The 12557-nt window shown below is 62.7% G+C and carries 10 protein-coding genes; 6 read left to right on the plus strand and 4 right to left on the minus strand.

The genetic code is table 11. The features are described from left to right. From CF161_RS14845 to CF161_RS14865, 5 genes are all read left to right on the plus strand, one after another. A partial coding sequence (locus tag CF161_RS14845) for an SPOR domain-containing protein (RefSeq protein WP_020297408.1) occupies positions 1-438 on the plus strand: 438 nt, incomplete at its 5' end. A gap of 351 nt (positions 439-789) precedes the next feature. Further along, a complete protein-coding gene (gene gltB / locus CF161_RS14850) occupies positions 790-5238 on the plus strand; it encodes a glutamate synthase large subunit (RefSeq protein ID WP_020297409.1) in 4449 nt (1482 codons plus the stop codon). Between the two features lie 120 nt (positions 5239-5358). Further along, positions 5359-6777, plus strand: coding sequence for an FAD-dependent oxidoreductase (locus CF161_RS14855; protein ID WP_020297410.1), 1419 nt, complete (start codon positions 5359-5361; stop codon positions 6775-6777). 155 nt (positions 6778-6932) lie between these two features. Then, complete coding sequence (gene hemE, locus CF161_RS14860; protein ID WP_020297411.1) at positions 6933-8000, plus strand: uroporphyrinogen decarboxylase; 1068 nt, start codon at positions 6933-6935, stop codon at positions 7998-8000. Between the two features lie 133 nt (positions 8001-8133). Beyond that, positions 8134-8481 carry a YgiW/YdeI family stress tolerance OB fold protein gene (locus CF161_RS14865; protein ID WP_020297412.1) on the plus strand — a complete coding sequence of 116 codons (348 nt, stop codon included), beginning with the start codon at positions 8134-8136 and terminating at the stop codon, positions 8479-8481. Between the two features lie 93 nt (positions 8482-8574). Here the strand turns inward: CF161_RS14865 and CF161_RS14870 are convergent, their stop codons facing one another. Continuing rightward, entirely contained in the window at positions 8575-9843 is a 1269-nt protein-coding gene (locus CF161_RS14870) for an MFS transporter (RefSeq protein WP_043229504.1), read from the minus strand. A 121-nt stretch (positions 9844-9964) separates the two neighbouring features. Between CF161_RS14870 and CF161_RS14875 the strand changes: the two genes are divergently transcribed. Continuing rightward, a complete protein-coding gene (locus tag CF161_RS14875; protein WP_020297414.1) occupies positions 9965-10873 on the plus strand; it encodes a LysR family transcriptional regulator in 909 nt (302 codons plus the stop codon). 15 nt (positions 10874-10888) lie between these two features. Here CF161_RS14875 and CF161_RS14880 read toward each other — a convergent pair whose 3' ends face one another. From CF161_RS14880 to CF161_RS14890, 3 genes are all read right to left on the minus strand, one after another. Continuing rightward, positions 10889-11326: a hypothetical protein gene (locus CF161_RS14880; RefSeq protein WP_020297415.1), complete on the minus strand. Its 438-nt coding sequence runs from the start codon at positions 11324-11326 to the stop codon at positions 10889-10891. 264 nt (positions 11327-11590) lie between these two features. Beyond that, complete coding sequence (locus CF161_RS14885) at positions 11591-12037, minus strand: hypothetical protein (protein ID WP_020297416.1); 447 nt, start codon at positions 12035-12037, stop codon at positions 11591-11593. A 73-nt stretch (positions 12038-12110) separates the two neighbouring features. After that, the gene (locus CF161_RS14890; RefSeq protein ID WP_020297417.1) at positions 12111-12557 is read right to left on the minus strand and encodes a hypothetical protein; all 447 of its coding nucleotides are present in this window, start codon (positions 12555-12557) and stop codon (positions 12111-12113) included.

A 12557-nucleotide genomic window follows, 5' to 3' on the forward strand; every position in this document is an offset into this window, starting at 1 on the left:
CCGACCCCGGCCGCGCGTCCGACCCCAGCACCGACTCAGGTCGCCACCGCCAAACCTGCAGCCAAGCCCGCAGAGAAGCCGGTCGTCGCCGCCAAACCGGCTGCGCCTGCCAAACCTGCCGAGAAACCAGTGGTGGTGGCCAAGGCCGCCGGTGGCAGCTGGTACGCCGGCCAGGCGCCGGGCAACTACGTGGTGCAGATCCTCGGCACCAGCTCGGAAACCGCAGCCCAGAGCTTCGTCAAGGAGCAGGGCGGCGAGTACCGTTATTTCAAGAAAGTGCTCAACGGCAAGCCACTTTACGTGATCACTTACGGCAACTTCTCCAGCCGTGATGCCGCTGTAAACGCCATCAAAGCCTTGCCAGCGAAGGTTCAGGCTGGTAAACCTTGGCCTCGCACTGTCGCCAGCGTCCAACAAGAACTGGCAACAACTCGCTGAAGATTCGGCGGCCTTACCCAGGCCGCCTCTCCCGGCACCTCAAAAAAAATCACACGGGCATGCTGCCTTCCAGGCCGCGTGCCTTGTGGTGTCTGCGTCACAGTGGCTTTTGAGTCGTAGTGGTCAACATTAAAAAAGTTTTGACTAGCACAGCGTATCGCTTTAAACCTTTCATAAATGCGACATAGATTTGCGACATTTCGTCGCCAAATTTGTGAGCGTCTGTGTCGGTGTGTACAATGACCTCCCTTTTGCCCCCGCAAAGCTGGCGTACGTTCGGCGCGGATGGTAACGGGTTGAATTGAAAAGAAATTTGCCTCAAACAAGAGGCAGCCTGGTGAGAAAGTGTCTATGAAAGCAGGTCTGTACCAACCAGATGAATTCAAGGATAACTGTGGTTTCGGCCTGATAGCCCATATGCAGGGCGAACCCAGTCATACCCTGTTGCAAACGGCCATTGAGGCCCTGACCTGCATGACCCACCGCGGTGGGATCAACGCAGACGGCAAGACCGGCGACGGTTGCGGTCTGCTGATGCAAAAGCCCGATCTGTTCCTGCGCGCGATCGCCAAGGAACACTTCGGCAATGACCTGCCCAAGCAGTACGCCGTGGGCATGGTGTTCTTCAACCAGGATCCGGTAAAAGCCCAGGCTGCTCGCGAGAACATGAACCGCGAGATCCTGGCTGCCGGCCTGCAATTGATCGGCTGGCGCAAAGTGCCAATCGATACCAGCGTGCTCGGCCGCCTGGCCCTGGAGCGCCTGCCGCAGATCGAACAAGTGTTCATCGGTGGCGAGTCCTTGAGCGATCAGGATTTCGCGATCAAGCTGTTCAGCTCCCGTCGTCGCTCCTCGGTGGCCAACGCCGCCGACACCGACCACTACATCTGCAGCTTTTCCCACAAGACCATCATCTATAAAGGCCTGATGATGCCGGCCGACCTGGCCGCCTTCTATCCAGACCTGGGTGACCCGCGCCTGCAGACCGCAATCTGCGTGTTCCACCAGCGCTTCTCCACCAACACCCTGCCGAAATGGCCGCTGGCCCAGCCATTCCGCTTCCTCGCCCACAACGGCGAGATCAACACCATCACCGGCAACCGCAACTGGGCCCAGGCCCGTCGCACCAAGTTCGCCAACGACCTGATCCCGGACCTCGAAGAACTCGGCCCGCTGGTCAACCGCGTGGGTTCCGACTCTTCCAGCATGGACAACATGCTGGAGCTGATGGTCACCGGCGGCATCGACCTGTTCCGTGGCGTGCGGATGATCATTCCGCCAGCGTGGCAGAACGTCGAGACCATGGACCCGGATCTGCGTGCGTTCTACGAGTACAACTCGATGCACATGGAGCCGTGGGACGGTCCGGCCGGCGTGGTCATGACCGACGGCCGTTATGCCGTGTGCCTGCTCGACCGTAACGGCCTGCGCCCGGCGCGCTGGGTCACCACCAAGAACGGTTTCATCACCCTGGCGTCGGAAATCGGTGTCTGGAACTACCAGCCTGAAGACGTGATTGCCAAGGGCCGTGTCGGCCCGGGTCAGATCTTTGCCGTGGACACCGAAACCGGGCAGATCCTCGACACCGACGCCATCGACAACCGCTTGAAGTCCCGTCATCCGTACAAGCAATGGCTGCGCAAGAACGCCCTGCGCATCCAGGCGACCATGGAAGACAACGACCACGGTTCGGCCTTCTACGATGTCGACCAGCTCAAGCAGTACATGAAGATGTACCAGGTCACGTTCGAAGAGCGCGACCAGGTGCTGCGTCCATTGGGCGAGCAGGGCTACGAAGCGGTCGGCTCCATGGGCGACGATACGCCGATGGCCGTGCTGTCCCAGCGCGTGCGCACGCCGTACGACTATTTCCGCCAGCAGTTCGCCCAGGTCACCAACCCGCCGATCGACCCGCTGCGTGAAGCCATCGTCATGTCGCTGGAGATCTGCCTCGGTGCCGAGCGCAACATCTTCCAGGAGTCGCCGGAACACGCCTCGCGCGTGATCCTCAGCTCGCCGGTCATTTCCCCGGCCAAGTGGCGCTCGCTGATGAACCTCGACCGCCCGGGCTTCGAGCGGCAGATCATCGATCTGAACTACGACGAAAGCCTTGGCCTGGAAGCGGCGATCCGCAACGTGGCCGATCAGGCTGAAGAAGCCGTACGCTCCGGCCGCACCCAGATCGTCCTCAGCGACCGCCATATCGCACCGGGCAAGCTGCCGATCCACGCCTCCCTGGCCACCGGCGCGGTGCACCACCGCCTGACCGAAAAGGGCCTGCGTTGCGACTCCAACATCCTGGTCGAAACCGCCACTGCCCGCGATCCGCACCACTTCGCGGTATTGATCGGGTTTGGCGCCTCGGCGGTCTACCCGTTCCTGGCCTACGAAGTGCTGGGCGACCTGATCCGCACCGGTGAAGTGCTGGGCGACCTCTACGAGGTGTTCAAGAACTACCGCAAGGGCATCACCAAGGGCCTGCTCAAGATCCTGTCGAAAATGGGTATCTCGACCATCACGTCGTACCGCGGTGCGCAGTTGTTCGAGGCCATCGGCCTGTCTGAAGAAGTCTGCGAGCTGAGCTTCCGTGGTGTACCGAGCCGGATCAAGGGTGCGCGCTTTGTCGACATCGAAGCCGAGCAGAAAGCCCTGGCTGCCGAAGCCTGGAGCCCACGCAAGGCCATCCAGCAGGGCGGTTTGCTGAAGTTCGTCCACGGTGGCGAATACCACGCCTACAACCCGGACGTGGTCAACACCCTGCAGGCCGCTGTGCAGCAGGGCGACTACGCCAAGTTCAAGGAATACACGGCGCTGGTGGACAACCGCCCGGTGTCGATGATCCGCGACCTGTTCAAGGTCAAGACCCTGGATACCGCGCTCGACCTCAGCGAAGTCGAGCCCCTGGAGTCGGTGCTCAAGCGCTTCGACTCCGCCGGGATCTCCCTTGGCGCACTGTCGCCCGAGGCCCACGAAGCCCTGGCCGAAGCCATGAACCGCCTGGGTGCGCGTTCCAACTCCGGTGAAGGCGGCGAAGACCCGGCGCGTTACGGCACCATCAAGAGCTCGAAAATCAAGCAAGTGGCCACCGGTCGTTTTGGTGTCACCCCGGAGTACCTGGTCAACGCCGAAGTGCTGCAGATCAAGGTGGCCCAGGGTGCCAAGCCCGGTGAAGGCGGCCAACTGCCAGGCGGCAAGGTCAACGGCCTGATCGCCAAGCTGCGCTATGCGGTTCCGGGCGTGACCCTGATCTCGCCACCGCCGCACCACGACATCTATTCCATCGAAGACTTGTCGCAGCTGATTTTCGACCTGAAGCAGGTCAATCCCCAGGCGCTGGTCTCGGTCAAGCTGGTGGCGGAAGCCGGCGTTGGCACCATCGCCGCTGGCGTGGCCAAGGCCTATGCCGACCTGATCACCATCTCCGGCTACGACGGCGGCACCGGTGCTTCGCCGCTGACGTCGATCAAGTACGCGGGCGCTCCATGGGAGCTGGGCCTGGCGGAAACCCACCAGACCCTGCGCGGCAACGACCTGCGCGGCAAGGTCCGGGTGCAGACCGACGGCGGCCTGAAAACCGGCCTCGACGTGATCAAGGCGGCGATCCTCGGCGCCGAAAGCTTCGGCTTCGGCACCGCGCCAATGATCGCCCTGGGCTGCAAATACCTGCGCATCTGCCACCTGAACAACTGCGCCACCGGCGTGGCGACGCAGAACGAGAAGCTGCGCAAGGATCACTACATCGGCACCGTCGACATGGTGGTGAACTTCTTCACCTACGTCGCCGAAGAAACCCGCGAGTGGCTGGCCAAGCTCGGCGTGCGCTCCCTCGAAGAGCTGATCGGGCGTACCGATCTGCTGGAAATCCTCGAAGGCCAGACCGCCAAGCAGCAACACCTGGACCTGACGCCGTTGCTGGGCAGTGATCACATCCCGGCCGACAAACCGCAGTTCTGCCAGGTGGACCGCAACCCGCCGTTCGACAAAGGCCTGCTGGCCGAGAAAATGGTCGACATGGCGAGGTCGGCCATCAATGACCTCAGCGGCGCCGATTTTGCCCTGGATATCTGCAACTGCGACCGTTCGATCGGTGCGCGGATCTCCGGTGAAATCGCCAAGCTCCACGGCAACCAGGGCATGGCCAAGGCGCCGATCACGTTCCGCTTCAAGGGCACCGCCGGCCAGAGCTTTGGCGTGTGGAACGCCGGTGGCTTGAACATGTACCTGGAAGGCGACGCCAACGACTACGTGGGCAAGGGCATGACCGGCGGCAAGCTGGTGATCGTTCCGCCCAAGGGCAGCGTGTACAAGACTCAGGACAGCGCAATTATCGGCAACACCTGTCTGTACGGCGCCACAGGCGGCAAGCTGTTTGCCGCAGGTACGGCCGGCGAGCGGTTCGCGGTGCGCAACTCCGGTGCCCACACCGTGGTTGAAGGCACGGGCGATCACTGCTGCGAATACATGACCGGTGGTTTCGTCTGCGTACTGGGCAAGACCGGTTACAACTTCGGCTCCGGCATGACCGGCGGGTTCGCCTACGTGCTCGACCAGGACAACACCTTCGTTGACCGGGTCAACCACGAACTGGTGGAAATCCAGCGGATCAGCGGCGAAGCGATGGAAGCCTATCGCAGCCACCTGCAACGTGTTCTGGACGAGTACGTCGCGGAAACCGACAGCGAGTGGGGGCGTAACCTCGCCGAGAACCTCGATGACTACTTGCGTCGTTTCTGGCTGGTCAAACCCAAGGCAGCGAGCTTGAAATCTCTGCTCACCAGTACTCGTGCCAACCCGCAATAAAGCAGCTGCAAGTGGCAAGCCTCAAGCTGCAAGTGACGCAGCTAGAGGTTTGCCGGGCATAAGTGATCGACTTGCGGCTGGCAGCTTAGAGCTTGCAGCTGCTGTATAGAGGTTTTGAAGATGGCCGAACGTCTGAATAACGACTTCCAATTCATCGAAGTCGGGCGTAAAGACCCGAAGAAGAAACTGTTGCGTCAACGCAAGAAAGAGTTCGTGGAAATCTACGAACCGTTCAAACCCCAGCATTCGGCCGACCAGGCCCACCGCTGCCTGGGTTGCGGCAACCCGTATTGCGAATGGAAGTGCCCGGTGCACAACTTCATTCCCAACTGGCTGAAGTTGGTGGCCGAGGGCAACATCCTCCAGGCCGCCGAGCTGTCGCACCAGACCAATACCCTGCCGGAAGTCTGCGGCCGCGTGTGCCCGCAGGATCGGCTATGCGAGGGTGCCTGCACCCTTAACGACGGTTTTGGCGCGGTGACCATCGGTTCGGTGGAGAAGTACATCACCGACACCGCCTTCGCCATGGGCTGGCGTCCGGACATGTCCAAGGTCAAGCCGACCGGCAAGCGCGTCGCGATCATCGGCGCAGGCCCGGCGGGCCTGGGCTGCGCCGACGTACTGGTGCGCGGCGGTGTGACCCCGGTGGTGTTCGACAAGAACCCGGAAATCGGCGGTCTGCTGACCTTTGGCATCCCCGAGTTCAAGCTGGAAAAGACCGTGCTGAGCAATCGCCGCGAAGTCTTCACCGGCATGGGCATCGAGTTCCGCCTCAACACCGAGGTGGGCAAGGACGTGACCATGGAGCAACTGCTCGCCGAATACGATGCCGTGTTCATGGGCATGGGCACCTACACCTACATGAAAGGCGGTTTTGCCGGTGAAGACCTGCCAGGCGTGCATGACGCGCTCGACTTCCTGATCGCCAACGTCAACCGCAACCTGGGCTTTGAAAAGTCGCCGGAAGATTTCGTCGACATGAAAGGCAAGAGGGTGGTGGTCCTGGGCGGCGGCGACACGGCGATGGACTGCAACCGCACCTCGATCCGCCAGGGCGCCAAGTCGGTGACCTGCGCCTATCGTCGTGACGAAGCGAACATGCCGGGCTCGCGCAAGGAAGTGAAAAACGCCAAGGAAGAAGGGGTGAAGTTCCTCTACAACCGCCAGCCGATCGCCATTGTCGGCGAAGACAAGGTCGAAGGCGTGAAGGTGGTCGAGACCCGTCTCGGCGCGCCGGATGCCCGTGGCCGCCGCAGCCCCGAGCCGATCCCGGGTTCCGAAGAGATCATCCCGGCCGACGCCGTGGTCATCGCCTTCGGTTTCCGCCCGAGCCCGGCACCCTGGTTCGAGCAGTTCAGCATCCAGACCGACAGCCAGGGCCGCGTCGTGGCCCCGGAACAAGGCCAGTACAAGCACCAGACCAGCAACCCGAAAATCTTCGCCGGTGGCGATATGGTGCGCGGCTCCGACCTGGTGGTGACGGCGATCTTCGAAGGGCGCAACGCCGCCGAAGGCATCCTCGACTACCTGGGCGTCTGACGACGCCAGCGGCAAGCTTCAAGCTGCAAGCGACAAGTTGAGGGCATCAGTGCTTTCAGCTTGCGGCTTGTAGCTTGCCGCTTGCCGCTGCTCCCCCGCTGTCTTTCTGCGTCGCGCTCTGAGAAAATGCCCCCACTTTTTTTCCGGATGCCGACATGACTGCCCTGAAGAACGACCGTTTCCTTCGTGCCCTGCTCAAGCAACCCGTAGACGTCACCCCGGTGTGGATGATGCGTCAGGCTGGGCGCTACCTGCCTGAATACCGCGCCAGCCGTGCCAAGGCCGGTGACTTCATGAGCCTGTGCATGAACCCGGAGTTCGCTTGCGAAGTCACGATGCAGCCTCTGGACCGCTATCCGCAGCTGGATGCGGCGATTCTGTTCTCCGACATCCTGACCATCCCCGACGCCATGGGCCAAGGCCTGTATTTTGAAACCGGCGAAGGTCCGCGCTTCAAGAAAGTCGTCAGCACCCTGGCCGATATCGAAGCCCTGCCGATTCCGGACCCGCACAAGGACCTGGGTTATGTGATGGATGCGGTCAGCACCATTCGTCGCGAGCTCAATGGCCGTGTACCGCTGATCGGTTTCTCCGGCAGCCCCTGGACCCTGGCCACCTACATGGTCGAAGGCGGCTCGTCGAAAGACTTCCGCAAATCCAAAGCCATGCTTTACGAAAACCCTCAAGCCATGCACTTGCTGCTGGACAAGCTCGCGCAGTCGGTGACGTCCTACCTCAACGGCCAGATCATGGCCGGCGCGCAAGCGGTGCAGATCTTCGACAGCTGGGGCGGCAGCCTCTCGGCGGCGGCCTATCAGGAGTTCTCCCTGGCCTATATGCGCAAGATCGTCAGCGGCCTGATCCGCGAGCACGAGGGGCGCAAGGTTCCGGTGATCCTGTTCACCAAAGGCGGCGGCCTGTGGCTGGAAAGCATCGCCGACGCGGGCGCCGATGCCCTGGGCCTGGACTGGACCTGCGATATCGGCAACGCCCGCGAGCGCGTCGGCAACAAAGTCGCCTTGCAAGGCAACATGGACCCGACCGTGCTCTACGCCAACCCGGAAGCGATCCGCACTGAAGTCGGGCGCATTCTCGCCAGCTATGGCAAAGGCACTGGCCACGTATTCAATCTCGGCCACGGCATCACTCCGGAAGTCGATCCGGAACACGCCGGTGCCTTCCTGCGTGCGGTGCATGAGCTGTCGGCGCAGTACCACGAGTAAGCGTCCTCCGCTTAAAAATGCCCGGCCAGTGCCGGGCTTTTTTATGGGCGGGGCAAACCGATCGGCGGATTAAGTTTCAATTCAGCCTCACTGGTTAACCTGGCTCCATTGAAACCCACACTGGATCACTGCCATGAAAACCCGTTACCTCGTTCTGTTGCTTGCTCCGCTGTTCAGCACCGCTGCCCTGGCTGTCGGTTATACCGGCCCGGGTGCGCACGCAGTCACCACCGTTGCCGCCGCCAACGAGGCCGCAGACGACACCCCGGTGGTGTTGCAGGGCCACGTGACCAAGAAGCTGAACAATGACGACAAGTACGAATTCAAGGATGCCAGCGGCACCATCACCGTCGAGATCGATGACGAGGACCTGCCGCCCGTGGCGTTCAACGAGAAGACCCAGGTCAAGCTGACCGGTGAAGTCGAGAAAGGCCTGATGAAGCGCGAGATCGATGTCGACCTGGTGGAAATCGTCCAGTAACTCGCCGCGCATTCTCAGATGCAGTCGCCCATGCCGGCGATCGGGTTCGGTGCTCTACGCGCCGAAACCGATCGCCGGCATGGGCGTTTCAGATCACTGGGTGGCCAGCGGTGGCAATTTCGACAGCTTGATGGCAATCAGCAGCGCGCCCACCAGCAACGCCCCGATAAACAGCCCGATCCCATTCCAGCCCCCCAGGTGCCAGAACACCCCGCCGGCGGTGCCGGCGATGCTGGAGCCGGCGTAGTAGCTGAACAGGTACAGCGACGAGGCCTGGCCCTTGGCCTTGAGGGCGCGGCGGCCGATCCAGCTGCTGGCCACCGAGTGCGCGCCGAAGAAGCCGAAGGTGAACAACAGCATGCCCGCCAGCACCAGCGCCAGGGGGTGCAGCAAGGTCAGGGCGATGCCCGCCAACATCAGCACTATGGTGCCCCAGAGCACGCGGCGCCGGCCGAGGCGGTCGGCCAGGGCGCCGATTTTTGCCGAGCTGTAGATGCCCGACAGGTAAACCACCGACAGCAGGCCGACCAGCGCCTGGCTCATGTGATACGGCTCGGCCAGCAGGCGGTAGCCGATGTAGTTGAACAGGGTCACAAAGGCCCCCATCAGCAGGAAGCCCTCAAGGAACAGCCACGGCAGGCCGGCGTCGCGAAAGTGCATGGTGAAGCCGTCCAGCAGGCTGCGCGGGTGCAGCGAGCGGGCGCGGAAGTTGCGTGATTCGGGGAGGATCTTCCAGAACACCGCCGCAGCGATCAGCGACAACCCGCCGATCACCAGCATCGCCGTGTGCCAGCTGACGAAGTCGATCAGGACCCCGACGATCAGCCGCCCGCTCATGCCGCCGATGGCGTTGCCGCCGATGTACAGGCCCATGGCCAGGCCGATGTGCTGCGGGTGAATCTCTTCGCTCAGGTAGGTCATGGCCACCGCTGCCAGGCCGCTCAGCGACAGCCCCACCAGCGCGCGCATCACCAGCACTCCCTGCCAGCTTGGCATCAGGGCGCTGGCCATGGTGCAGGCGGCCGCGGCCAGCAGCGCCGCGACCATCACTGGTTTGCGGCCGATACGGTCGGAGATCGGACCGGTGATCAGCAAGCCGACCGCGAGCATGCCGGTGGCGACGGACAGGATCAGGCTGCTCTGGGCCGCATTGATGGAAAACTCTTTGGACAGCAGCGGCATCATCGGTTGCACGCAGTACAGCAGGGCAAAGGTGGCGAAGCCGCCGGCAAACAGGGCCAGCACAGTACGCATGAACATCGGCGTGCCGTGTTCGATGTAAGTGTCACTGCGCGGAGGAAGAACGTCGTCGAGGGCGGGAGCGGGTGTTTCTTGGGCAAGTGGAGCAACGGCAGATTTCACGGGGACCTCAGGGGGAAGCGCAGCCGGTCAGGCAATGGAAAAAAGCATATAGCTGGCTAATGATTCTTTCCAATATATTGTTCGACCTGTTTGATAGCTTGTGCGACCTAATGGAGTCTTTATGGAATTGCGTCATCTGCGCTACTTCATCGCGGTGGCTGAAGAGCTGCATTTCGGCCGCGCCGCCCAGGCCCTGGGGATCTCCCAACCCCCGTTGAGCCAGCAGATCCAGGCACTGGAACAGGAAGTCGGGGCGCGGCTGTTCGAGCGCACCAACCGTCGGGTCGAGCTCAGCGAGGCCGGGCGGCTGTTTCTCGAAGAAGCACGGCTGGTCCTGGCTCAGGTGGATAAAGCCGCCGATGTGGCCCGCCGTGCGCAACGGGGGGAGTTGGGGGAACTGAAGATCGGGTTCACCTCGTCGGCCCCCTTCAATTCCACTATCCCCCAGGCGATCTTCGCCTTTCGCCAGCGCTTCCCGGCGGTGCACCTCAACCTGCGGGAGATGAGCAGCACCCAGGTGGCGGATGCGTTGGTGGACCAGTCGATCCAGGTCGGCCTGATGCGCCCCTTGCCGCTGCCTGACTCATTGAGCGTGGTGGAGTTGCTGCGCGAGCCGCTGGTGGCGGTCCTCAGTGCCAAGCACCCGCTGGTGGCCGGCAGCGAGGAGGGCCTGCCGTTGTCGGCGCTGGCCCATGAGCCGTTTGTGTTCTTCCCGCGCAGTTATGGCAGCGGCCTGTACGCGCAACTGCTGAGCCTGGCCCGTGATGCCGGGTTCACCCCGCACTTTGCCCAGGAGGCGGGCGAGGCCATGACCATCATCGGCCTGGTGGCGGCCGGGCTTGGGGTTTCGGTGTTGCCGGCGTCGTACCAGCGCATGCGCATCGACGGCGTGGTCTATCGCCGGTTGCTGGACCCGGAAGCGGTGTCGGCGGTGTGGCTGGTACAGCGCACCGATCAGGCTTCGCCGATGGCCAAGGCCTTTGTCGAATTGCTCACACGCAAGACCGAGAGCCTGGGAGGACGGCCCTGAGCACCGGCCAGCAGGTTATTGCAGGCGCACCAGGTCGCCGCGCAAGGCCACGCCGGCCATCAGCACCCCGGCATGGCACTCGTAGGTGTTGAGGTCTTTGCGCACGTGGTGCTTGTAGTAACTGACGATGTTGGTCACGGCGTTGGCCCCGGCCTTCTTGGCAGCGGCCTGCAAGGTGATCAACGCCGATTGCAGCACCCATTCGCAGGCGTCGTTGTCGCTCTTGTTGAAGCCGTTGGTCTTTTTGTTGGTGGCGACGTCGCTCACCAGCAGCCGCATCGGCCCCGCCGGCTGGTTGCCGGCCAGGTAGAACTGCACGCTGCCGTCCAGGCGTCCGGCGCGGATCGCATCGGCCACGACCTTTTCGAAGGGCATGTAGAGCAGGTTGGTGGCGTGCCCGGTGTCGGGCAGCAGGCTGAGCAGGGCAACGGCGAACAGGGCTTTGATAGGCATGGTCAGCTCCTTGACGTTGAAGGAGAACCGCGATCATCCGCCGGCCCGGAATGCGTCTGGACAAACGCCGTGACGGTCACCTCGCAGTTCGCGCGGGCTGCAATGGGTCAGCCTGCTGTTGCGAGTGTAGACCGGGATTTACCCCGCGCCGTCGCCGCTGCCGAGGCCCGAGGCTGCGCTGGCCCTCGGATTCGCCGTAGCTATGGGCGGCGGCAGCAATAGAAAGGGCGCCCTGAGGCGCCCTGGATGTGGCGGGGGCGTGGCTTATTGCACTTTGGCCAGGTCGCCGCGCAACGCTACGCCGGCCATGACGGCGCCGGCGTGGCACTCGTAGGTCTTGGCGTCTTTGCGTTCGTTGCTTTTGTAGAAGCTGGCGATGTCGGTCACGGCATTGGCGCCGACTTTTTTCGCCGCCTGGTGCAGGGTGATCAGCGCCGACTGCAGGGCCCATTCGCAGGCCACTTCGTCAGATTTGTTGAAGGCGTTGGTTTTCTTGTTGGTCACGGCGCCCGGGCTGATGACCGAGACCTTGCCCGCTGGCTTGTTGCCGGCCAGGTAGAACTTGACGCTGCCGTCGATCTTGCCGGTGGCGATGGCTTCGGCGACGACTTTGTCGAAGGGCAGGTACAGCGCGGTGTCACGGGCCTGGCTGATGCCGGGCAGGGTCGCGAGCAGCAGAGTGGCGGCCGCGGCCAGAGTCTTGAATTGCATGGTGGTCTCCTTGACGTCTAAGGGGGGGCAAAGCACAAAGGTGCAGCCGCCGCCCCGGGGCGACGGCTACAGGTCAGTTCGGTGCAGGGGTGGCCTGGGCCGCGTCGGACAGCTGTTGCGCGGTCCGTTCGTTCTGGTTGTCACGCAGCTCGCGCAGGATGCCCTTGTCCAGCAGGCGCACCCAGCGGATGTAGTTCTTGTGGATCTTGCCGTCCTTGTAGTCCAGGTCACGGCTGTCGCGGTAGACGATCTTGTAGAAGCTGGCCGAGTACTCGATGTCGATCTCGGCATGGAATTCCTGGCGCACGGTGATCTGCGCCTGGATCAGGCCGGGGCTGATGCGCTGCACCTCCCACTTGCGGGCCACCAGGTTTTTCAGGATGGCCTGCTTGACCTGGTCCTGGTCGGCGCTGATGGTCGCCGGGATGATGCGGTTCGGGGTGTACATGCGTTTGCTGGTGCAGGACACCGTGGTCAGCAGCGCCAGGACGATCAAGGTTGCGCGAAGCAGGGAAGACAT

Origin of the sequence: Pseudomonas sp. CF161, from assembly GCF_000416215.1 — a bacterium.
Taxonomy (GTDB): Bacteria; Pseudomonadota; Gammaproteobacteria; order Pseudomonadales; family Pseudomonadaceae; genus Aquipseudomonas.